25 protein-coding genes are annotated in these 21,873 nt (G+C 66.9%); 12 read left to right on the forward strand and 13 right to left on the reverse strand.

Going from position 1 to position 21,873, the window contains the following annotated elements:
• Positions 1 to 7: 7 nt before the first annotated feature.
• On the reverse strand, positions 8 to 829 hold the full coding sequence (locus E3O54_RS10170) for a hypothetical protein (RefSeq protein ID WP_134401526.1): 822 nt from the start codon (positions 827 to 829) through the stop codon (positions 8 to 10).
• A gap of 666 nt (positions 830 to 1,495) precedes the next feature.
• On the opposite strand from E3O54_RS10170, the gene E3O54_RS10175 reads away from it, so the two are divergent.
• The gene (locus E3O54_RS10175) at positions 1,496 to 4,378 is read left to right on the forward strand and encodes a bifunctional diguanylate cyclase/phosphodiesterase (RefSeq protein WP_104102263.1); all 2,883 of its coding nucleotides are present in this window, start codon (positions 1,496 to 1,498) and stop codon (positions 4,376 to 4,378) included.
• 71 nt (positions 4,379 to 4,449) lie between these two features.
• On the opposite strand, the gene E3O54_RS10180 is transcribed toward E3O54_RS10175, so the two are convergent.
• Positions 4,450 to 4,596, reverse strand: coding sequence for an SDR family NAD(P)-dependent oxidoreductase (locus E3O54_RS10180; RefSeq protein ID WP_369827985.1), 147 nt, complete (start codon positions 4,594 to 4,596; stop codon positions 4,450 to 4,452).
• A 148-nt stretch (positions 4,597 to 4,744) separates the two neighbouring features.
• Here E3O54_RS10180 and E3O54_RS17175 point away from each other — a divergent pair, with 148 nt between their 5' ends.
• Positions 4,745 to 4,873: a hypothetical protein gene (locus E3O54_RS17175; protein WP_255453057.1), complete on the forward strand. Its 129-nt coding sequence runs from the start codon at positions 4,745 to 4,747 to the stop codon at positions 4,871 to 4,873.
• Positions 4,874 to 4,888: 15 nt separating this feature from the next.
• Here E3O54_RS17175 and E3O54_RS10185 read toward each other — a convergent pair whose 3' ends face one another.
• The 4 genes from E3O54_RS10185 to E3O54_RS10200 form a co-directional block, all read right to left on the reverse strand.
• On the reverse strand, positions 4,889 to 5,362 hold the full coding sequence (locus E3O54_RS10185; protein ID WP_104102258.1) for a Dps family protein: 474 nt from the start codon (positions 5,360 to 5,362) through the stop codon (positions 4,889 to 4,891).
• A 97-nt stretch (positions 5,363 to 5,459) separates the two neighbouring features.
• On the reverse strand, positions 5,460 to 5,846 hold the full coding sequence (locus tag E3O54_RS10190; RefSeq protein WP_134401527.1) for a hypothetical protein: 387 nt from the start codon (positions 5,844 to 5,846) through the stop codon (positions 5,460 to 5,462).
• Entirely contained in the window at positions 5,839 to 6,447 is a 609-nt protein-coding gene (locus E3O54_RS10195) for an Asp23/Gls24 family envelope stress response protein (RefSeq protein ID WP_134401528.1), read from the reverse strand. Before E3O54_RS10195 ends, E3O54_RS10190 begins: the two co-directional genes overlap by 8 nt.
• Entirely contained in the window at positions 6,444 to 7,022 is a 579-nt protein-coding gene (locus E3O54_RS10200) for an RNA polymerase sigma factor (protein WP_104102253.1), read from the reverse strand. Before E3O54_RS10200 ends, E3O54_RS10195 begins: the two co-directional genes overlap by 4 nt.
• Positions 7,023 to 7,145: 123 nt before the next feature.
• Here E3O54_RS10200 and E3O54_RS10205 point away from each other — a divergent pair, with 123 nt between their 5' ends.
• On the forward strand, positions 7,146 to 7,337 hold the full coding sequence (locus tag E3O54_RS10205; RefSeq protein ID WP_134343431.1) for a hypothetical protein: 192 nt from the start codon (positions 7,146 to 7,148) through the stop codon (positions 7,335 to 7,337).
• Complete coding sequence (locus E3O54_RS10210; protein ID WP_104195005.1) at positions 7,334 to 7,507, forward strand: CsbD family protein; 174 nt, start codon at positions 7,334 to 7,336, stop codon at positions 7,505 to 7,507. Before E3O54_RS10205 ends, E3O54_RS10210 begins: the two co-directional genes overlap by 4 nt.
• Positions 7,508 to 7,526: 19 nt before the next feature.
• Here the strand turns inward: E3O54_RS10210 and E3O54_RS10215 are convergent, their stop codons facing one another.
• From E3O54_RS10215 to E3O54_RS10230, 5 genes are all read right to left on the reverse strand, one after another.
• The gene (locus E3O54_RS10215) at positions 7,527 to 8,501 is read right to left on the reverse strand and encodes a magnesium transporter CorA family protein (RefSeq protein WP_134343430.1); all 975 of its coding nucleotides are present in this window, start codon (positions 8,499 to 8,501) and stop codon (positions 7,527 to 7,529) included.
• A 36-nt stretch (positions 8,502 to 8,537) separates the two neighbouring features.
• Positions 8,538 to 10,028, reverse strand: a complete 1,491-nt coding sequence (gene gtfA / locus E3O54_RS10220; protein ID WP_104102242.1) for a sucrose phosphorylase — start codon at positions 10,026 to 10,028, stop codon at positions 8,538 to 8,540.
• 211 nt (positions 10,029 to 10,239) lie between these two features.
• The gene (locus tag E3O54_RS16375; protein WP_166785056.1) at positions 10,240 to 10,413 is read right to left on the reverse strand and encodes a hypothetical protein; all 174 of its coding nucleotides are present in this window, start codon (positions 10,411 to 10,413) and stop codon (positions 10,240 to 10,242) included.
• Positions 10,414 to 11,277: 864 nt separating this feature from the next.
• Entirely contained in the window at positions 11,278 to 11,460 is a 183-nt protein-coding gene (locus E3O54_RS10225; protein ID WP_104101019.1) for a hypothetical protein, read from the reverse strand.
• A 118-nt stretch (positions 11,461 to 11,578) separates the two neighbouring features.
• Complete coding sequence (locus E3O54_RS10230) at positions 11,579 to 11,782, reverse strand: hypothetical protein (protein ID WP_104101018.1); 204 nt, start codon at positions 11,780 to 11,782, stop codon at positions 11,579 to 11,581.
• 194 nt (positions 11,783 to 11,976) lie between these two features.
• Here E3O54_RS10230 and E3O54_RS10235 point away from each other — a divergent pair, with 194 nt between their 5' ends.
• The 5 genes from E3O54_RS10235 (at position 11,977) to E3O54_RS10255 (ending at position 17,762) form a co-directional block, all read left to right on the forward strand.
• On the forward strand, positions 11,977 to 12,711 hold the full coding sequence (locus E3O54_RS10235) for a TetR/AcrR family transcriptional regulator (protein ID WP_134401529.1): 735 nt from the start codon (positions 11,977 to 11,979) through the stop codon (positions 12,709 to 12,711).
• A 117-nt stretch (positions 12,712 to 12,828) separates the two neighbouring features.
• A complete protein-coding gene (locus E3O54_RS10240) occupies positions 12,829 to 14,046 on the forward strand; it encodes an acyl-CoA dehydrogenase family protein (protein ID WP_134401573.1) in 1,218 nt (405 codons plus the stop codon).
• 253 nt (positions 14,047 to 14,299) lie between these two features.
• Positions 14,300 to 14,503 carry a hypothetical protein gene (locus E3O54_RS10245; protein WP_104171714.1) on the forward strand — a complete coding sequence of 68 codons (204 nt, stop codon included), beginning with the start codon at positions 14,300 to 14,302 and terminating at the stop codon, positions 14,501 to 14,503.
• Between the two features lie 362 nt (positions 14,504 to 14,865).
• Positions 14,866 to 16,584, forward strand: coding sequence for a chromosome partitioning protein (locus tag E3O54_RS10250; RefSeq protein ID WP_134401530.1), 1,719 nt, complete (start codon positions 14,866 to 14,868; stop codon positions 16,582 to 16,584).
• Between the two features lie 215 nt (positions 16,585 to 16,799).
• The gene (locus tag E3O54_RS10255; protein WP_134373247.1) at positions 16,800 to 17,762 is read left to right on the forward strand and encodes an FKBP-type peptidyl-prolyl cis-trans isomerase; all 963 of its coding nucleotides are present in this window, start codon (positions 16,800 to 16,802) and stop codon (positions 17,760 to 17,762) included.
• On the opposite strand, the gene E3O54_RS10260 is transcribed toward E3O54_RS10255, so the two are convergent.
• Positions 17,759 to 17,989 (reverse strand): hypothetical protein, encoded by a 231-nt coding sequence (locus E3O54_RS10260; RefSeq protein ID WP_134401531.1) that lies wholly within the window; start codon positions 17,987 to 17,989, stop codon positions 17,759 to 17,761. The two genes, E3O54_RS10255 and E3O54_RS10260, sit on opposite strands and share 4 nt — an antisense overlap.
• A gap of 75 nt (positions 17,990 to 18,064) precedes the next feature.
• Between E3O54_RS10260 and E3O54_RS10265 the strand changes: the two genes are divergently transcribed.
• From E3O54_RS10265 to E3O54_RS10275, 3 genes are read left to right on the forward strand one after another with little or no spacing between them, the layout of a single operon-like run.
• A complete protein-coding gene (locus tag E3O54_RS10265; RefSeq protein WP_134341752.1) occupies positions 18,065 to 19,060 on the forward strand; it encodes an ATP-binding cassette domain-containing protein in 996 nt (331 codons plus the stop codon).
• Positions 19,057 to 19,884: an ABC transporter permease gene (locus tag E3O54_RS10270; protein WP_134341753.1), complete on the forward strand. Its 828-nt coding sequence runs from the start codon at positions 19,057 to 19,059 to the stop codon at positions 19,882 to 19,884. The genes E3O54_RS10265 and E3O54_RS10270 overlap by 4 nt, the downstream gene beginning before the upstream one ends.
• A gap of 31 nt (positions 19,885 to 19,915) precedes the next feature.
• On the forward strand, positions 19,916 to 20,611 hold the full coding sequence (locus E3O54_RS10275; RefSeq protein ID WP_134401532.1) for a GyrI-like domain-containing protein: 696 nt from the start codon (positions 19,916 to 19,918) through the stop codon (positions 20,609 to 20,611).
• A 21-nt stretch (positions 20,612 to 20,632) separates the two neighbouring features.
• Here E3O54_RS10275 and E3O54_RS10280 read toward each other — a convergent pair whose 3' ends face one another.
• Positions 20,633 to 21,817: a GAF domain-containing protein gene (locus tag E3O54_RS10280; protein ID WP_134401533.1), complete on the reverse strand. Its 1,185-nt coding sequence runs from the start codon at positions 21,815 to 21,817 to the stop codon at positions 20,633 to 20,635.
• Positions 21,818 to 21,873 lie beyond the last annotated feature (56 nt).

A 21,873-nucleotide genomic window follows, 5' to 3' on the forward strand; every position in this document is an offset into this window, starting at 1 on the left:
CGGCCGCTCAGGCCCAGAGGCCGATGCTGAGCTGGAGGCGCGCGTGGCTGCCGAGCACCGCCTGCCCCATCGGGACGATGGGAACCGGCAGCTGCCATTGCCCGTCGCTGGACTTGCCCGGTGCCCAGTCGAGCTGGTTGGGCAGCTCTGCTTGTTCGGCGATTCGAACGGCGAGGGTGCTGTTCCACTCCCAGATCACGCTTCTGGCCGCGCCCTTGTCGTTCACCTCGACGTCGACGATGAGCGTGTCCTGCCAGTCCGCGATCTGCTCGAGGTGTCCCCCGAAACCGAGGATGCCGCCCGTCTCCTTGAGTGAGATGATCTTGAGGTCGAGGTCGAGGTCGAGGGCGTAGCGGCACTTACGCACGTTCTTCGGCTGCAGGAAGATTGTCATCGACGGGACCGGTGACAGGGGCCCGGCGATGCCCTTCTCCGTGGCGTTCAGATCGATCGGGCAATAATGATCGGCCGTCTGCTCATGAATAAGCGCAGGCACGCCACGGATGGCCAGCCTCGCCTCGCCCTGCCAGATGCGGTCGTTGCGATCGAGCTCCACCCCGTGCGGGGCGACCTCCACCCGCAACCCGCCGAACAGGAAGCGGGAAAGGTTCTGGTACGTTTCCTCGGAGTTGACCAAGCCGTATCGACCCGAGTGGGAGCGATGGATGTAGGCCCGCGCGCCCCCGTAAACGTAAGCGTTGCGGATCGCGACGAGACCATCGCTCTGCACGCCCATGACCGCGGACGACAGCCCGGCGGCCACGGAATAGTCGCGTGAATTCGTGCCGACGATGCTGAGGATGCGGTAGGGAGGGAAGGAGCCCACCATGCCCGGGGGTCCCACCGGCCCGTTTTCGGGTCGGTTTCCCGGGCAGGGTCGTGGGTGGCCGACAGCAGGTACTCCTGCATGTGCCGGGGGAGAAGATATCGCTGCCCAGCGGCCCGAACCGGTCCATGAGCCAGCCCCCGATCGGCCCGCCGAGCTCGGGGGAGATTCCTCCATGCGGGGTCCCGATCGTGCAGAGTTTCGACACCGCTTCGGCGGGGTCGGCCAGTTCGCGCTGCAGGACGGTGCGGCAGATCAGCCCGCCCATGGAGTGCGCCACGAGGTAGACGGGTGGTCCGCCGCGAGTCTTGGCATGCACCAGATCGATGAAATCGACGAGACCCCTGGCCGCGCGGCCGATGTCGTACGATTGCGGCTTGACCCCGAATGTGCCCATGCGGCGTCGTAGAACTGGTGGATCCAAACGGAGTCCGGTTCCAGCGTTCCGGGATAGGCATTGATCAGGACGTTCTGCTGTCAGAAAAGCCTCGCACACAAATGACGGGGTAGCGCTCGCTCATCGCGTCTTCATTCGCGCGTCACGTGTCACGACAGGAGATCTTGGTGGCACGATTGGAGGCGTTCGACAAGCGGATGACGGTCCTGAACCGATTTCCGCGCTTACCCCACGCCGAAACCCGTCGATAAAGAGTTGAGAGGTGCAAGACGATGGACACAGAGCCGCGCGAAACCGCAAACACGACTATCAGCCTACTCCTGCGCCACGTGCGTGAGCGCGGTGGGGAGGGAGCCGTCATCGAGGTGCTCGCCCGAGCGGGCGTACAGCAGGATGCAAAGACTCTCCAGAACACGTCCGCGTGGGTCAGCTACGCCACCCGAATCCGGCTGTTCGAGGCCGCAACCGCGGTGCTCGGTGACCCGAACACCATGTTCACCGTGGGTACCGGTGCGGTCCGCGGTGACGTTCAGCCCGTGCTGGTGCAGCTCCTGAGTGTGTTCGCCTCACCTGGAGCAATTTTTCGCCAGCTGCCACGCATGGTGCCGAAGTTCACCACAACGTCGACGATGGATGCAGTCCGGGTCGGACAGACCAGCGCGACCGTGCGCTACCGCCTCCACGACGGCTATCGTCCGTCCCGACTCGACTGCCAATACGCCCAGGGACTGTTTTCGTCCGTGCCGGCCATTTTCGGACTCGCCCTTGCCCACATCAGCCACCCGCAGTGCCAATCGGACGGCTACCCGGCGTGCGAATACGTGCTGACCTGGTCAACGCGGGTGCGTTGGTGGTCCTGGCGCACGCGGAGTCGCTGGGTCGACGCATCCCTCGGCGTACTGCGCGACAAGGTGCGGGAGGTGCAACTGGCCGCGGCTGACCTCGTTAGCAGCGACGATGTCGACGAGGTGCTCGCCCGAATCGTCGATCGCGCCGCCTCCGCCGTGCTCGCGCCGTCATACCTCCTCATCGTCGAACCTGCCGGGGGCGGCGCGCCGCTGGTCCGCCACCGAGGGCTTGGCGACGAACGTGGCGCCGATCTCGTGGCACGGATGCTGCGCGGAGAGCAACTGGGCGAGCGCGCGCTGGTCGTTGACATCGCCTCCAATCGCAGGATCCACGGGCATCTGGCCGCCGTGTTCACGGAGGGACACACCGCGATGCTAGGAGATCGGGCCCTGCTCGAGGCCTACGCCGGACACGCGGCCGCAGCCCTGGACCTGTTCACGGCTCTCGAGGAATCCCGCCGGGAGGGAGTTCGCACGACCGCACTGCTCAACCTCGCCCACCAACTGGCGATCAGCGACAGCGTCGAGGCGATCGCGGAAGTCATCGCGTCGGCACTGGCGGCGATCGTCGGCAGTGACGCGGCATCCGTTCTCCTCTGGGACGCCGACCTTGGTGAGCTTCGCCCTGCCTCAGCCGTCGGTTTCGAGCCTGCCGATCGCGAATTCTTCATGCGTACGACGCTGACTGTGGAGCAGACGCCGGAGCTTCTCGGCGTTCTCAGACGGCAGGAACGCGTTCTGATCACGGCTGACGACGCCAGCCCGGCCCTGGCAGAGCTGCTCCGTGCCATCGGTTCACACAACGTGGTCGCCGTTCCCCTTCTCGCCGGGGATATGTTGATGGGCGTCGCAACGGCCTGCTGGGTTGCCCCCGTCGCGGCCGAGGTCCTGGCGGAGGCCATCACCCTGATCGAAGGTGTCAGCCACCAAGGAGAAACGGCCATGCAAAGGGCCCGGCTGCTCGAGACAGTGAGGCACCAATCCCAGCACGATGCCTTAACAGGCTTGCCCAACCGAGCGCTGTTCGCGCTGCTGCTCGACACCGCCTTGGCAGAGTGCCAGCCTCACAGCCGAACGGCGGTGCTGTTCTGCGACCTCGACAACTTCAAACGCGTCAATGACCGGCTGGGCCATCGCGCCGGGGACGAGCTGCTGCGGCAGGTCGCGGCTCGCCTGCGCGCCGAGGTTCGAACCAATGACACTATCGGCCGCCTCGGCGGCGACGAGTTCGCGGTGCTTGTCACCGATCTCGACGGCGAAGATTCGGCCATCGAGCTGGCCCACCGAGTAGTCGGCTGCCTGAATCCCCCTTTCCACCTGGCCGGCCAGCACGTGCGCATCTCCGCCAGTGTGGGTGTTGCCTCGCACAGTGGACAGGGGGGTCGCGGCGAGCAGCTCCTCGACGCGGCCGACGCCGGGATGTACGACGCAAAGAGAACGGGACGGAATCAGATCGCCGTCGCCCGCACCGAGGTGCCGGGCAGTGCATCATCGAACCCGGAATCACCGGGGGACACCGACACGTCACTGCTGGTCGAGCTGGCCCGTGCCGTCGAGGCGAACGAGATGAGGCTCTACTACCAACCTGTCGTGGACATCTCCCGTTTCGGCGAGGAGACGGTGGTGGGCGCGGAAGCCCTCATCCGCTGGGCGCACCCGCGACTGGGCGTTTTGGCCCCGGGCGCCTTCTTGCCGCTGGCGCAGGAACGCGGCCTCATCACCGAGATGGATCTGTGGGTGATCGCGACCGCGTGCCGGGACGTGGTCGAGTGGCCGCAGTTAGGCGCTCGGCCTCTAGGCGTCGCGGTCAACCTCGACGCCGCCACCCTTCTGGACTGCCGACTCGTGTCGACGGTTCGCACGGCTCTCAACCGCAACGACCTCGCACCGGAGCGACTCACCCTCGAGGTGGTGGAGAGCAGATCACTGGTCGACCTCCCCGGCATCGTCGAGCGCCTCGTGGAACTGCGCCGCCTGGGCATCCGCATTTCCCTTGACGATTTCGGCACCGGCTTCTCGACCCTGGCCTGGCTCAACACCCTTCCCGTCGACCAGATCAAGATCGACCGCAGCTTCATTCAGGACCTTCCCAACGCCTCCTCCGTCTCCCTCGTGCAGGGAATCCTGGCGCTGGCGTCGAAGCTCGACGTGGAGGTGATCGCCGAGGGGGTGGAGACCACGGAACAGCTCGACAGTCTCCGCACCAGCGGCGCCGTGCTTGCCCAGGGCTACCTGTTGGGCCGCCCGAGCGCGACCTGGGACCCGATGGCTGGCAGCGCAGTCGCGGCGGCCCGACGCGGGGCATAGCGCACAAGTCCGGGCGTGCTCGCCTCAGATCGCGGCCTGGCCGCCGTCGGCCGGCAGGACGGCCAACTGATTCATCCGTTCGGGGACACATCGCTCGCGATGACCCGGGCACCCTCGCTGGCGAAACGGATGGCCGGGGCCCGGCCGAGCCCGGACCCCGCACCGGTCACGATGGCCGTCTGGCCCTGCAAACGGTACGGGGCGAATGCGGGTGCCATGGAATCCGAACGAGCTGGCGCTGATCGCCTTGCGGCTCTTCCGGAAGCGCGAACTCGATGCCTGCAGCGGGGCGGACGTCGCATCCGCCGCCAGGGCCAGCCGGCGCACCCTCTTTCGTCACGTCACGTCACGTCACGTCCAGGTCCGATGGCGGCACACGCCTTGTCGGCGGCGGCTGATGCGGCCCCGTTCTGGTGGGTCGAATTCAGCGTTGGAGAACAGCAGGCGCTCGTCGGCCAGGTGATCGATCGGATCGGCCGTGCTCTGGGCGACTGAATGCAGTTGGCAGGCTCAGGCCAGCATGCTGCGCAGCATCCACGCCGTCTTCTCGTGCACGTCGAGGCGACGCACGAGCAGATCGGTGGAGACCTGGTCGGGCGCACCCTCGGCGAGGGGCAGTACCTCCCGGATGGTGCGGGCCGTGGCCTCGTGGGCGGCGACCAGACGACGGAGCATCTCCGGGGCATCCGGCAGGTCGGTGTCCTCGCGCACGACGGCGAGCTCGGTGAACTCACGGTAGGTGCCCGGCGCCGGGGTGCCCAGTGCACGGATGCGCTCGGCGATGTCGTCGACGGCCAGCGCCAGCTCGGTGTACTCGTCCATGAACATGGTGTGCAGAGAGTGGAACATGGGGCCAACGACGTTCCAGTGGTAGCTGTGAGTCTTGAGGTACAGGGTGTACGAGTCCGCCAGCACCCGGGACAGGCCGTGAACGATCTTCTCGAGCTGCTGATCCGGGATACCGATGTCGATTATCTGACTCACTGATGACTCCTTAGGTCGTGTGGGTATTCACGCTACACACCCGGGGTGTGACGCCGCCGTGAGGACCGGTGGCCAACCGGAGTGACCGCGAACCCGGTCAGTCGATCCGGGCCACGGTGACCGCGACCTCGGTCACGACCGGGTTACCGTTCTGGTCGAGCTGATCCGTGATCGCATCGTGCACGCGGCGGCTCACGTCGGGGGCCGCGAAGGGTGCGGCGACGCCGATCTTGACCGCGATCTTCAGGCCGCCCTCCTTCTCGGAGACAGAGACGGAGACGGAGCTGGTCGACCGCGGCTTGCCGGTCACGGCTTCGACGGTGGTTGCGATCACCGAGGCGACCACGGTTGCCACGAGCGGGGCTGCCGAATACAGCGCATCCACGCCGGGGACTGCCAGCACCGCCCCGTCGAGTTGAGCGGTCAGCTGGGCCGGCGTCCCGGGGTCGGGCGGCGGCGCTTCAGGTGCAAGGTCGTCACTCATCGCTGCTCGCTTTCGCTTTCGCTTTCGCCGGCGGGGGTGCGGGTTGGTACAGGTCGCGGATGGTGATGTCGACGGCCTCGACGGCGAGTTCCGTGTGCTGGCTAAGTGCGGTGTAAAGCGCCTCCCGGAGCTGCTCGGCGAGCGGTGGAATGTTCTTGCCCTCCAGAACCGTGGCATCCACGCGCACGGTGACGGGTGCGCCGGGCTCGCTGACCTCGCCGTCGAGGCGGCACCGGCCGACGATGATGTTCGGCACGCCGTCACCGGCGGCACGCAGAATGCCGCGCACCGCACCTTCGGTCACGCTCAGGCGAGCGGTGGGGGAGGGGTGGCTGATCGGGATGTCCCGGCCCGCGCGCGCCTCCAGATTGATGTGCTGCAGAATCGAGTTGACCCAGCTGTCCTCGCGCTCGGATTCGCGCTCCACGTCTTTCCGGAGCAGGGCGCGCTGCGTGCGCCGGAGCCGCTGCATGCCGCGCAGGGCGATCTCGCACTCGGGGAAGCCGTCGATGCTCGGGTCTGCGGGGGTGCGGTCCCGGTCGAGGTAGTCGCTCAGTTCTTCGAAGGTGTGGCCCGCGAGCTCATCGGAGGGGTTCATCATCGCCATTCCTCCATCTCTTGGAGCAGAGTCTTCCGAGCTCGGGCGAGAAGCCCACGAACCGTTGAAACGGGAAGTTCCAGTTCCTCCGCGATCTCGCCGTAGCTGCATTCCGCGAGTTCTCGCAGCATCCAGCAACGGCGCTGGTCCTCCGGCAGATCGCCGAGGACACGCGTCAGAGCTTCGGTTTGAGACTCCACCTCCGCCAGTCTATGGGGGGAGTGGCTTTCCGGTGCCGGGGCGTCGGTGAGATCGACGTTGAGGTGCGGACGCCGGGCACGCAGCCGGTCGACGCTTTTCCGGCTCACGATCCGCATCAACCAGCTTCTGACGGCGGCGCCGTTGTCGAGGGTGGGCAGCTGCTGCCAGGCGGTGATGAAGGACTCCTGAACGACGTCGTCCATCTCGTCATTTGATCCCAGGACCCGGCTGGCATACACCCGCATCAGCGGGCCGTAGCGACGCACGAGCGCCTCGAACGCCCGAATGTCCCCGTCGGCGGCGCGGTCGGCCAGGGTCTGGTCGGTGAATGACTCAAACGGAGATGCGAGCGGTGCCCGGATTGGGGTCGTTGGCATCATTCCTCCACCCTCTCACCCGCCGTGTCCAAAAATTACTTGACAAATCCGTGTGACAAATATGCCACAACACACGTCGTATTACTGACAGCCTTTGTCAGCCGCAGAACGGAAGGATTCCCGATGTTCCACTCACCCGCCGTCGACGACAGCATATCCGCCGGTGCCGTCATGCCCACGTTCGATTCGTTGCTCGTCGGTCCGGCCGATGATGATGATGACGCCGGGGACTCGACGGCTGCGACCGCATACGTCTGGGGCACGCGCGCCTGGCTGCCACCGACGCAACACCACTGGAAAGGGAAGACGCTATGAGTGCATCCGACAAGATTGAAAACGCCGCCCAGGACCTCAAGGGCAAGGCCACTGAGGCCGTGGGCAAGGCCACCAAGGATGATTCCAAGGTTGCCGACGGCAAGGCGGAGCAGTCTTCGGCGAGTGTGAAGAAGGCCGGCGAAAACGTCAAGGACGCTTTCAAGCACTAAGTTCTTCACGCATGGAGCGTCAGATCCAGTCGTTGCGCTTGAACAGCACGTAGAGAAGTGCCGAGAGCCCCACGATCAGCGCGGCCGAGCTGTAATAGCCCAACGGCTGGGCGAAGCCGGGGTAGGGCACGTTCTGCCCGTAGAAGCCCGTGATGGCTGTGGGCACGGCGATGATGGCTGCGTAACCAGTCACCTTCTTCGTGATCACGTTGAGCCGATTGCCTTGAATCGCCAGATTCGCCTCAAGGATGGCGGTGGCCTGGTCACGCAGGCTCTCCGTCCATTCCATGACGCGAAGCACATGGTCGTATACGTCCTGGAAATAGGGACCCATTTCGTCCCGCAGCAGGTGCAGATCGCGCCGCAGCAGCGTGTTCACGACCTCGCGCATAGGAAGAATGACCCGGCGTATCGTCACGAGACTCTTGCGCAGTTCGAAGGAGGCCCGCTGCACCGCTTCCTGCTTGGTACCAGGCAGGAAGAGTTGGTCCTCGAGTTCTTCGACTTGTTCGTCCAGTGCTTCAACGGCGTCGAAATAGCCGTCGACGAGGTGGTCGAGCAGCCCGTGCAGGAGGAAGGCCACTCCGTTCCGGGCCAGATCGGAGGCCGAATCCCAGCGGGCCACGACGGCCTCCAGGTCGAAGCCTTCAGTGTGCACGGTCACCAAGGCCCGGTCGGTGATGAACACCGCGATCTCGTGCGTGGTGACCTGAGCGGTCGCCACGCCGAATTCGGCCGAGTACGCGGACAGGAACAGGTGGTCGGGGTAGCGGTCGAGCTTGGGCCTCTGCCGCAGCGTCAGGGCGTCTTCGACCGCCAGCTCGTGCAGGCCCAGTTCGCCCGCGAGGCTGACGAGATCCTCTTCGCCGGGATCGGCGAGGTCCACCCAGACGACGGCGCCGGACAGGGCGAGGTGCTCAGACACCTCGGCGAGCGGGAAATCCTCGTCGACGAGAGAGCCGTCGCGGTAGCAGCGGGTACGGGGTGTGGGCACACTCCAGTCAAGCCCGATCTCGACCGATCGAATAGGTCAGCGCGCGGGGGGCTCCCAGGCGGCGACGGATGTGACGGTGTCGAGCACTTGCGTGCGTCCGGCATCCGTCAGCTCGATGCGGAGGCTCGGTGAGTCCAGCGTCATGGCCACGGTGAGTCGCGCGACGGCGTCCGTACCGGTCCAGAGGAGTTCGAGTCGGTCGTCGCCGATGGCCGTCCAGGAGAAGTCGCCGTCGAAGGCCGGGTGCGTGCTGCGGATGCGGGTCAGGCCGAGCTGGGCCCGGGTCACGTCGGTCGCGAGGGCACGTTCGACCTCCTCCGCCGTGTAAACGTGGCGGTTGACGTCGCGGCCATTGCCGGTGCGCTCGAAGAGTTCGGTGTCGTCGAGGCCGCCGAGCAGTCCCACGTAGTACACCTGCGGTCGGCCGGGCAGGAAGTGCTGCACGGCGCGGGCCAGAAGATAGGGCACTTCCTCGCCGCCGAGGACGCTGTAGAACGTCGCGTTGATCTGGTGCGGCAGCGTGAACCACTCGGGCACGACGGATGCGATGGAGGAGTGGCCGTGTGTGGCACGCTCCGCCCGCGCGAAGATGTCGATCATCTCGGCCTGGGTCAGCAGGCCCGGCTTGTCGCCGATCGGGCCCGCGTCGATGACGCCGATACCGTCGTGAGTGTCGAGCACGGTGATGGCGTTCGCGGGGCGGATCTTGAGCCAGTCCGCGAGGCGGTCAACGGTTCCGGTGCCGAGCGAATGTAGAAGCAGAGGTGCCAGCGCGAAGTCGTAGACGCGGTCGACCAGCGGGGCGATCGCGAGCTGCTGGCTGTAGTGCGCGTGTACCTCGACCAGCACCTCGAGGCTCTCCTCGTGGGCCATGGCCACGACCGTGCGGGCGAACTCGAGGGTCTGCTCGGTCATGAAGCTGTCGGTTCCGGGGGTCTTCACGGCGTAGCCGACGGCGTCGAGCCGCACCGTTGTGACGCCGCCGGCGGCCAGCGTCTGCAACACCCGACGCAGATAGGCGAGGGCCGCGGGGTGGTTCACGTCCAGGTCGACCTGGGTGGGCATGAAGGTCGTCCAGACGAGGTGACGGCTGCCGTCGGCGCCCTGGTAGGCGGTGAAGGGGAGTCCGGGTCGCGGCCGGTAGAACGCCGTGATGTCCTTCTCGGTGCCGCCGTTCGGGAACACGGTGTCGAAGGTGAGGAACATGCCCTCGGAGGTGGAGGCGGTGCCACGGGCCAGCCAGTCGATGAACTCGACCGACGAGGAGGAGACGTGGTTGACGATGAGGTCCGCGGTGAGCCCGCGCGTGCCGGCGAGGCTGCGCATGTCGTCCCAGGTGCCCAGTCGGGCATCGACCGCGGTGTGGTCGATCGGGTCGAAGCCGGCATCCGCGCCGTCGAAGGGAACGTAGAACGGCAGCACGTGCACGCTGCCGAAGGCCCTCAGCGGGCCGTCGAGCAGCGTCTGCAGATTGTGGATGGTGCCGCCCAGGCGGTCGGCGTAGACGAGCAGCTCGATTGTGGTCATGTTCAACTCCGGTTCGACTCGGCGCGGCAGCGAACAGCACCGACTCAGAAGTTACGGCACCCGGTGGGCCAGGGCAATTCCGGCTGTCCTTCAGGCTGTCCTTCCGGCGGCTCCCCCTCGGTGGTCGAGCGTGCGAGACCCTGGAGACCCAACCCGGCCAGGGACCCCGTGACGTTGGTCGAACCGGTCGAGCCTAGGGCCCAGTACCCCCTTACTCGTCGTCCCGGGTTGCGTTCTTCCGTTCGATGGTGGCCGTCATGCGGGTGCGGGTGCGGGTGTCGGTGCGGCTGTCGGTGTCGATGTCGGTGTCGGTGTGGGTATGGGTGCGGGATTTGGTCGTGTTTCGCCCTGTGTGGGGCCCGGTTTCGAGCCGGGGTGGTGCCATGGTCTGTGCGGCTCCGCGCAGCATGCGGATGGCCCGTCGCTCCGCGCGGGTAAAGCACGCTCCGGTGCGCCCCGGGCGATGATGCGTCCGCCATCGTTGATCACGGCCTTCTGTTGGCCGCCGTTGCTGATCAGATCTCTGACGGCGAGCGCGTCGGGCCTGGACCGGTCGGCGACCTCGGCCGCTGCCGCCACCCGAACCGCGTCCACCCGTCTCCCGTGGACCCCGACCGCCGCGGTCACCTGCAGCAGGTCGTCGTCGTCGTCGAAGCCGCGCACCGCCGAACACCGCCGAACACCGCAGAGACTCCCCACGCCCCACCGCGAGGGTCTGCCACTCAGCGACCGCCCGGGCCGCCGCGGACGGGCCGGGCACGGCAACCGCTTCGAAGCTTTCCCAGAGGTTGATCACAAACAAAAGGTTGCCAAAATTAGAACAAAGAAATGAGGGTCTTTCCTATTGTGGATAAGTGCTATTCGAAATCTATGTTCAATTTGACCGTTACGCCTCGATGAGCGAATCCTGACGGCTGCGGGCGATGATGGATCACGAATTGGGGGTTTCGGGGCGGTTGTTCCTGGTGCCGACGTAGACGAGCAGTGGACCGCTACGCGGGATCACCGTGCGTGCCGAACGCAGTGTGCCCGAACGCCCTGCTCCGAGTCCGAGGCCGTGCGGCAACGCCGCTGAACGAATTCGGCGGAGATTTGGGCCAAAATGGCCCTAGACACTGCTGAACAGCTGTTTTTCAGGAAAATCTCCGTCGAATCGGTTCGACAGCTGACCCGGCGCTCCGCCTGTGCCGACAGGCATCCCCGGGGTGTGGTCAGCTCTGGCCCCTCCGGGAGCTACGCAACCGATCGATCAGGACCCTCTCGTGTGGTGCCGCGGAGCGTCCTGGTCGGCAAGATTCGTCCAGTGCTTCTCGGAGCCGCACTCGTCGCACAGGAACCAGATCTCTTCATCCGCCAGGGTGTCGGTTGCCACGGCTCGGGTTCGCATGAGTCCGGCGCAAGCGGCCTGCTGGCACTGGGGATTGAAGTCCATGTATGGAGCGCTCTCTCTCGGCGCGGCAGTTTGCCGTCTGTGTTGACCGTGCGGGTGACGTTACTCCGATTCGGCGTGTGCGACCAGAGCTGAGGTGGCGGAGCCACTTTTGCGGGTGCTATGCGCCGAGGCGTCGTGCCTTGAAGCCGAACACCATCGCCTCAATGCTTGGAGCGTGCAGCACAAGAACGGCTCGGGAGGCCGGCCAATGCTGCTGCCCCCAGCGGGACCGGCTCCTGGCCGTCGCGCTCGTAACCCGGCAGCTCAGCAGGGCATCACCCAGGAGTGCGGCGTCGACAAGAAACACCGGCAGGAAGGCCACGGAAATCCAGGAGGTCGTGAGGGCGCGGCGCCCCGCGCGGCGCCTGCTCTGCCTGGGTGCCGGCGCTCGTTCCTGCAGCGGCCAGGGTCACTCCTGCGCCGCCGTCAGCTTGCCCGTCCGTGCCGCACCGGGCAAGCGGGGGTGGCCTGTCAGGGCATCCGTTCGTGCGCATTCCATGATAATTTCACCTGACCATGTCAGACCTGCCTGCCGAATCCTCCCGGCCTGCCGAGCCGCTCGGGCCGCAGAGACCTCTCTCGCGGGTCGAGGTTGCCGACATCGCGGTTCGCCTGTTCCAGGAGCACGGCTATGAGGCCACGAGCACCGTGGACATCGCCGAGGCGGCCGGGGTCTCGCGCAGCACCTTCTTCCGGCAGTTCCGGTCCAAGGACGACGTGATCTTCGCCGACCACGACGAGCTGGTCGCCCGTATCGACGAGCACTTCGCTGCGACGCATTCGGATCCCTGGCTGGCCGTGTGTGAGGCCGCCGCCATGGTCTTCGAGCGGTTCCGCGAGCGACTGGAGATCGTGCGCATCCGGGACCGGGTCCTGCGAGAGACCCCCGTGCTGCGGGACCGGGAAACCATTATGGCGATCCGGTATGAACGGATGTTCGCCAGCTACCTGCGCAGCACCGTGCCGGGTGTGCCGCCCCTGACTGCCATCCGCTTCGCGGCCGCCGTGACGGCCACCCACAACTTCGTGCTGCGGCGCTTGATCCGGGCGACGGACAACGTCGGCCCGTATTCGCTGGCCGCCGAACTCACCGAGGTGCGACGGCTTTTCCACCTGGATGCCGCGGCGCAAGGTCCCGAGGCGCGACCCGCGGGCGACGTGGTCGTCGCCGTCTTCCCGGCCGCCACGGATCCCACCGAACTGGCTCGCGCCATCGAGGAGCGGCTGCGCGCCCAGACGCGCTCCCGCTGAGACTCAGTATCACTTGACCTGAGACTGAGTGTCAGATAGAACTTGTACCTGGGTATTTTCTGACCGGCGCACGAGGGCATTCATTCCCTGGTGCCGGACGACATCAGCCGATCAGGCCTGCCCGACTTCGCTGTCCTCCACGAAAGGGAAACCGTGCCCGACTACGACGTATCCACGCCCCTCGACACCGACTACTACGGCGTATTCGCCGACGTGCCTCAAACTGACCGGGCCTTCTGGGACCGCGCCCGCAGTTTTGCCACCGAGTCGCTGGACGAGTTGACGACTGCGTGGGACAAAGCCGAGTACCCGCTGCACCTTGCCCGTAGACTCGGCGAGCTCGACCTTCTCACCGACGGTGTCGTCGGCCCCGGACTGAGTCCCATGTCGCCGCTCGCGGCCGGGCTCGTCAACATGGAGATCTCCCGCGGCGATGGCTCGATGGGTACCGTGGTCGCCGTGCAGGGCGGGCTGGCCCTGCGCAGTATCGCCCTGTTCGGCAGCCCGGAGCAGCAGGAACGCTGGCTGGTGCCGCTGGCCCGCGCCGAGAAACTCGGCGCCTTCGCCCTGACCGAACCGGACCACGGCTCCGACTCGGTCGGCCTGGAGACCACCGCACAGCGCGACGGCGACGAATGGGTGCTCAACGGCGAGAAGAAGTGGATCGGAAACGGCTCGGTCGGCGACGTGACGGTGGTCTGGGCTCGCGACGACGACGGCAATGTGCGCGGCTTCCTGGTGGAACAGGACACCCCCGGGTATCACGGAGAGACGATCACCGGGAAGGGGTCCCTGCGCGCCATCCACCAGGCTCGGATCACCCTCACGGATGTGCGGATCCCGCTGGACGCCGTGCTGCCGGGCACCCACACGTTCAAGGACGCCTCCACGGTGCTCTTCGCGACCCGGCTCGGAGTGGCCTGGTCGGCCCTCGGCCACGCCACGGCGGTGTTCGAGGCGGCTCTGAACTACTCGACCCAGCGCATCCAGTTCGGTAAGCCGCTCGCCGGTTTCCAGCTCGTGCAGGAGCGCCTGACCATGATGCTGTCCCGGCTCACGTCGATGCAGCTGCACTGCTTGCGTCTGGCTGAGCTCGACGGCGCCGGAACGCTGCGCCCGATCCAGGCGTCGCTGGCGAAGTATCACAACACCAGGGCGGCGCGGGAGATTGCGTCGATGGCCCGTGACATGCTCGGTGGCAACGGCATCCTGCTCGAAAACCACGTCATCCAGCACCTCGCCGACATCGAGTCGCTGCACACCTACGAGGGCACCGAAAGCGTGCAGTCGCTCCTGATCGGGCGGGACCTCACCGGGATCACCGCCTTCCGCTGACCCGATTGCTCGTCTTAGGACTCGGTCGACCTGTGGTCGACGGATGTCGCCGCTCGCGGGCCGGGCGGGTTTCGGTCAGGTGGATGAAATGACCAGTACTCGACATTGTGGAGACATTCGGCGTCTGCCAACGTACGCTATGACGCAATCACTCAGCCCGGCCGCACCAGAACGTGCCAGAGAACACGGGCAGCACTGCGCGCAACCGTCGTGGGAAACTCGGCCTGTGCGCCTGAACCAGGAACGCAGATCGATGACCGACAAACACCTCACCGACGATCAGCTGTTGCTCGAAACGGATTACACCAGCTACGCCAGCTCGTGCCGCGACCCGCACATCACCCCGACGAACGACCTCGTGGAATGCCGACGGCAGAGCGGCCATGACGACACGCACGCCACCAGGTCCGGCCTGCGCGCCATCCGCTGGGCAGTGCCGGAGCCACACGCGGCCTAGCCGAGCACGCCTGACCCCGGCCCGCCCTGTCACACGCCCGTGCCCCGAACGAATTCGACGGAGATTATTCCCGAATCAATGCCAGAAACTCCGAAAAGGTCGTTTCAGAGCAGAATCTCCGTCGAATTGGTTCACCGCCGGAGACGCTGCTCAACCTGTGATGAACAGCCTCCCCGCCCGGAGGCTGCTGCAGCGTGCCCGCGAAGGGGGGGGTGAGTGCCCGATCCTCGCACTCCTTTGAGTGCGTCGCCCGGCCAAACGAGGGGTGGACGCCGCTACCCCGTAGGCTGAACGGGGCACGCTTGACCGAAATTCGACGTGCTCACGCTTGATGAGCTGAGCTCGACGAAAAAAGGCCGAATATGACGCAGAACATTTCCGAACTTCCCCGCATCCGCGCGATGATCCGAAGCGACGGAACGGGAGAGCTCGTCATCGACGGTGTCAGCTCGCGCATCACCGCCGCCGACGAGGCCGGCGTGCGCGAGGAAATCATCAACCGGGTCACGGATGCCGCGCGCGCGATCGATCGCGCGGTGCGCCTGACCGCGGAAGACGAGCAGGGCAAGTCGCCGTTGATCGTTCACCCGAACGGGGACGTAGAAGACGATGGGGCCTTCATCCCGACCTCCTTGGAACCGGGACCGGCATCGGAGCCGGTGTCGACCGCGCCTGCTCCCGTCTCCGCCGCTGTCTCCGCCGCTGTCTCCGAAACCGAGGACGTCGAACTGATCGCGCTGGTCGTGCCCGCAGAACAGCAGAAATCGGGTCTCGACACCGCCGAACTCCAGGCCGCCGGGCTCGATGACGCTGGGCTCGGCACGGCTGCGCTTGACACGGCAACGCTGAAGGAAGCCAAGCGCGATGCCGACATGCGCGATGCCGATGCCGAGGTCATCCAGCAGATCGAACCGGCCCCGTCGGCACGGGCCCATGTCCCACCCCTTACCGCGTTCGATGGCCTCGTGCTCGATCTCGACGCCGACACCGACGATGAGGACGATCAGGAGCAGGACCTCGCGGCCTCGCCCTTCTCCGCTCCCCGGGCAGCCACGAACCTCGTCGGCCCGGCACCGGTGCCGGGCGGCACGTTCGCCGAGGTGCCCGCCGACGACCCCTCGATCGCCCCCGCGGCGTTCGCCGGTGGTGGTCCGAACCTCGCGGACTTCATGAATTCCCGTCCGCCGCTCGTGGCGGGGCCGGCCCTTCTGGGCTGGCAGGGCACGGTGCGGCGCCTCACCGGCGGACTCGTCTCCCCGGCCCCCGGAACCGGCGAGATGTCGCACCGCGCGGCGGTCGCGTCCGTGCAGCGCAGCCTGGTCGGCCCGCGCACGATCGTCGTGCTCAACCCGAAGGGCGGCGCGCACAAGACCACCGCGACCCTGCTCATCGCCGCGACCTTCGGCATCCATCGCGGCGGATACACCCTCGCCTGGGACAACAACGAGACCATGGGCACCCTCGGCGTGCGGGCGCAGACCGCCGCCCACACCAACACCGCAGTTGACCTGCTCCGCGACCTCGACAACTTCGCCTATTCAAGCTCCGCCCGGGTCGGCGACCTCGACAACTACGTGCGCAACCAGGGTGACGCCCGGTTCGACGCGCTTGCCTCCGACCTCGACCCTGCCGGGGCAGCCAGTATCGACGACGTGGCCTTCGGCAAACTGCATGCCGCGCTCAGCCGGTTCTACCGAGTGCTGATCATCGACACCGGCAACAATATGCGGGCGTCCAACTGGGAGGCGGCCGTCGACGCGGCCGACCAACTCGTCGTCGTCTCCACCATCCGAGAGGACACCGCGTACGGCGCGGCCTCGCTGCTCGACGGCCTGCGTCAGAAGGGCCACGCCGACAAAGTCGCGCAGGCGGTCACAATCCTGGCGTCACCGGCCAAGACGGCCGATCGTCAGCTCTCCGTGCGGCTACACGACCACTTCAGCAAGCTGACCCGCACCGTCGTGGACGTGCCGTATGACTCCGCCCTCGTGGCCGGGGGATCGCTGAACTATGACGCGCTCGCGCCGCGCACCCGTAAAGCGTGGCTCGTTGCCACGGCCGCGATCGCCGAAGGTCTCTGACCCGGCGGCGTCCCGGTGTTGAGCCTGCCCGGCTGACAGTGTGCCAGCCGGGATTCAGGCGGCACTGATCTCGGTCGGGCATACTGGCGAAGGCCCGAACGGATGCCCATCGACTCAGATGCCTCGCAAATCAGTGTGTGCATCGAATCCTGCCGAACAGATCAGTGGTCGAACAGATCATTGTGAACAGATCACCGTCGAAGAGAAAGATCAGCGTGCGTAAACTTCCTGCCCTCATCTCCATTGCCACGGTTGCCGTGCTCGCCCTCGCCGGGTGCAGCGGGTCTCCCTCCGACAACACCGGAGCGGCGGGAATCGCCTGCGTCGATTCCGGCACGGCGTCGGAGGCCGTGAAAGTCTCCGGCAAGGCCGGCGCCGAGCCCAAAGTGAAATTCGAGTCGCCGCTGACCACGAAGGCCACCGAGGTCTCCGTCGTGACCGAGGGCAAGGGTGACGCCGTCAAGACCGACGACATCGTCGAACTGGGGTTCTCCGTCTACAACGCGAACACTGGCGAGAAGATGAACGCCGGCGGCTTCGGTGACGACCTCGGCGCTCCCATCACCCTGGCCAAGGACTCGAGTGTATTCCCGGCGCTGATGAAGGGTGTCGCGTGCGCGAACTACGGATCGCGCGTCGCGGTCGTGGCCCCGCCGGCTGACGCGTTCGGCGAGACCGGCAACGAGGAGCTCAAGGTCGGGGCCGAAGACAACATCATCTTCGTCATCGACGTCAAAAGTGAAATCCCCCCTCGCGCGAACGGCGAGGACCAGAAGCCGGAGGACGGCTTCCCGACTGTCAAGCTGGCCGAGGACGGCGCTCCGACCGTGACGATCCCGGCAACCGACGCTCCGACCGAGTTGAAGACCTCGGTTCTCAAGAAGGGTGACGGTGCCACAGTCGCCGAAGCGGACACCGTGGTCATGCACTACTCGGGCGTCGTCTGGTCCACCGGTGAGGTGTTCGACCAGACCTGGGGCAAGAGCGGTCCGACCCCGATCTCCCTGGCCGCCGTCGTTCCCGGCTTCGCCCAGGGTCTCGTCGGCCAGACGGTCGGCTCCCAGGTGATGATCGCGATTCCGCCGGAACTCGGCTACGGCGCCGAGGGCCAGCCCGACGCAGGCATCTCGGGTACCGACACGATCGTCTTCGTCGTCGACATCCTCGCCGCCGGCTAGCCGGCCGTTCGGCTGCGCTCGAACCGACCGGTTTTCTGGGACAGACAGCCGTCGTGCCGGGCACCGCCGCAGTGCCGGTGCGGTATAGCACCGACGAGCACGGCACCCTTCTGCACCTGGCCGAGGTCGCGTCCGGACCGGTCGACATGGAGTTCCACGCTGACCTGGTCGGCCGGGCGCATCCGTGCGTTCAGGTGTGGCGCTTGTCCGAGCCGGTCGAGGTCCATAAAATGTTGATTTCGTGGCTCCGCTCGTTCCCGCTCGTTTCCCTAGTTTTTCCCCCGACCAGGCAGGGATGTCCCATGACCATCATTGAGGCCAGAGGTCTGACCAAGGTGTACCACTCCAAATCCGGGCCGGTGCATGCGCTCGCCGGGCTGGACCTGTCCGTGCCGCGCGGGACCGTCAAGGCGCTGCTCGGCCCGAACGGCGCCGGTAAGACGACCGTCGTCAAGATGCTGACCACCCTGATCCGGCCGGACTCCGGCACCGCGTTCGTCGACGGCATCGACGTCGTCGCCGACCCCAAGGGCGTACGGCGCATTATCGGCGTTTCGGGACAGTACGCGGCCGTCGACGAGAACCTGACCGGGTTCGAGAACCTCGAGATGGTCGGTCGGCTGTACCACCTGGGCGGCGCCGAGTCCCGGCGCCGGGCCCAGGAGCTGATCGACCTCTTCGAGCTGACCGCGGCCGGCAACCGCCCGGTCAAGGGCTTCTCCGGCGGGATGCGCCGCCGGATCGACCTGGCCGGCGCGCTGGTGATCAACCCGAAGGTGCTGTTCCTCGACGAGCCCACCACAGGGCTGGACCCGCGCAGCCGGATCGCGCTCTGGGCCGTCATCAAGCGCCTGGTCGCCGACGGCACCACCGTGCTCCTCACCACCCAGTACCTCGAGGAGGCCGACCAGCTCGCGGACGACATCGTCGTCATCGACGACGGCCGGGTGATTGCAGAGGGCACGTCCGACCACCTCAAGGCGCAGATCGGCGGCCACCGCCTCGAGGTGGCCCTGGTAGAGGCCGGCGACGGCGTGGCGGCACGGGATATCCTCGCCCGTTACGGCGCGGGAGAACCGGCGATCACCAGCGACGGCCGCGGCCTCGAGGTCGCGGTGGTCGACGGGCCGCGGGCGCTGCAGCAGGTGCTGGCGGCGCTGGGTGACGCGGACATCCGTCTGCACGACGCCGGCATGCGCCGGCCCACGCTCGACGACGTGTTCCTGAAACTCACCGGCCACAAGGCGGACAAGGCCGCCGACCAGGCGGACGACGTGGAATTGGAGAAGTCGAAATGAGCTCCGCTGCCACCCTCCCCACCTGGAACCCGCTTTCGCTCTGGTACTCCGACGGCTGGACCGTCACCAAGCGCAACCTGATCAAGATCAAGCGCTCGCCCGACATGCTCGTGTTCGCGGTGATCCAGCCGATCATGTTCGTGCTGCTGTTCAGCCAGGTTTACGCCGGGTCGATCTCCGTGGAAGGCACCGACTACGTCCAGTTCCTCATGGCGGGGATCTTCGCTCAGACCGTCGTGTTCGGGTCGACCTTCTCGGGCGCGGCGATGGCGCAGGACCTCAAGGAAGGGATCATCGACCGCTTCCGCAGTCTGCCCATGACCTCCTCCGCCGTGCTGATCGGACGCACCAATAGTGACCTGGCGTTGAACACGATCTCCATGGTGATCATGATGCTGACCGGGCTGCTCGTGGGCTGGCGGGTGAACTCTTCGGTGCCGGAATTCCTCGCCGGCGTGGGACTGCTGCTGCTGTTCAGCTACTCTTTCAGCTGGGTGATGGCGCTGCTCGGCATGAGCGTGAAGACTCCCGAGGTCATCAACAACGCGTCCTTCCTGATCCTCTTCCCGCTGACCTTCATCTCGAACGCCTTCGTGCCCAGCGACACCTTGCCGACCCCGCTGCGCGTCTTCGCCGAGTGGAACCCGGTTTCGTCGCTGGTGCAGGCGGCACGGGAGCTGTTCGGCAATGAGGGCACAGCTCCGGTGCCCGATATCTGGACCATGCAGAACCCGATTGCCACGGTGCTGATCGGCACCACGGTCATGCTGGTCGTGTTCGTTCCGCTCTGCGTGCGCAAGTTCGCGTCCATCAGTTCCCGCTAGCAGGAGTCAGTGAATCCCCTGGAGAGTGCCCATGAGTGACCCGGTGCCATTCCGCACCGACCGGCGCACCGGAGCGTTGCGCGCGCCCCGCAACACCGCGCCCGGCGGGGCCGGCCCCTGGGACGTGAAGCGCGCTCATCCGTCGCTCTACGGGCCTGCCAACGTGGACTGGGAGCTGATCGAGGTTCCGGCCCAGCGGTTCGTCGCCCTCGACGGGGTCGGCGACCCGGACACGGCGCCGGCCTACATCGAGGCCGTCGAGGCCCTCTACGCCATCGCCTTCGCGGTCAAGTTCGCGGCCAAGCGTGCGCTCGGCCGCGAGATGGTCATCGCACCGCTCGAAGGCCTCTGGTACGCCGACGATGCCTCCGTCTTCACCGCCGGCGCGAAGGCGGAGTGGAAATGGACGCTGCTGATGAGCCAGCCGGACTGGGTGACGGATGCCTTCATCGCCGGGGCCATCACCGGCGCGCTCGCGAAGAAGAAGCTGTCCGCGCTCGCCCGGGTGCGGGTGGAAAGGCTCGACGAGGGGCTGTCGGCGCAGCTGCTGCATGTCGGGCCCTACGCCGCCGAGGCACCCGCCCTCGACCGTCTGCACGGGGAGTTCCTGGCAAGCTACGGGCTGAGGGTGAACGGCCGGCACCATGAGATCTACCTCGGCGACCCGCGCCGCGCCGCGCCCGCGAAGCTGAAGACGGTGCTGAGACAGCCGGTCGCGCCGGTCTGACCCGCGCCGGCCGGGCGGCGCCTACTCCTGACGCCGGCCGAGGTCGGCCTGGATCAGGAGGGCGAACTCCCGCAGCAGCACGGGGTCGACCTCGGCGGCGCCCCGGGGTTCCGAGTCGAACACGCACAGAACGCCGATCCGCTCGCCGGAGTCGGCCTCGATGGGGAAACCCGCGTAGAAGCGGGTCTGCTCCTGGCCCAGACGGGGCGGGCGGGCGGTGAACCGGTCGTCCAGGAGCATGTCAGAAATCACGAACGCTCCGGCCCCGCTCACGGCGAGGGCCGTGATCGACCCGGCCAACGAGTAGACGCGTGGAGTGCAGCCCACGCTCACCAGGTCCCAGAGTCGGTCGCCGTCGATGAGCGTCAGGGCGGCCGACCGGGTGCCGTAGGCGCTTCTGGCCAGGGCAACGATGTGGTCGCAGTGCACCTCGGTGTCGGCGGCGAGGATGCCCAGCCTGGCGACCGCCCGGCGGGGGCCAGGCGAGAGCGGCTTGGCACCCCACGCTTCCGCGCGGCCCTCGGCCGTTCCTCGGGAAGTTCCTCGGGCAGCAGCCAGGTACTCGGCATCGAGCGGTGGCGCCATCTTGTCGGCGAGGAGATTGGCCCACTGCACGTACTGCGCGGCCGTGCGCACCCGCCCCGGCGTTGAGGCGAGGGTTGCGGCCATGGGAACAAAGCAGCGCCGCTCCTGCCCCGCGCAGATCGCCGCGCTGGCCTCGTCCAGGCTGCGGGCGTGCTTCTCGGCCACGGAGCCCAGCCCGGAGTCGAAGGCCGCGATAGACCGGATCGGCTGCACGCCGAGCACGAAGATCCTGGTGCCGAGCGAGGACTCGTGCCGGATCCGGTCGAGCAGGGCGGACAGCTCGCGCTGCCAGACCAGGGCTGACAGGAGGGTGACGGCGTCGGTCGTGCCGAGGCTCACGACGACCGCGTCATAGCGCCAGAGTCCCAGCCCGTCGCGTTCGGCCTGCGATGTGCGGATGGTGACCAGCGGGTTCGGGATGACGTCGACATCCGTGCCCCGCCCGGTGCGAGTCGACAACGCCCGCGCCAGAGATCCGGGCAGGGCCACGTCGTGACTGAGCACGCCCCAGCCGACGGCCGGTCCGCTGCCGAAGAGGAGCACGCGGTCACTGTCGGTTCCCGGGGAATGCGCCTGAGGAGTGTCCCGGGGCCGCGGGATGTCGTCGTAGTCGCGCGTCACGGCCGCCGACCAGGCTCACATCAGGGGTACCAGCACCCAGCGCAGGAGTTGCGGCA

It is taken from the genome of Cryobacterium sp. TMT2-4 (genome assembly GCF_004402575.1).
Lineage (GTDB): Bacteria > Actinomycetota > Actinomycetes > Actinomycetales > Microbacteriaceae > Cryobacterium > Cryobacterium sandaracinum.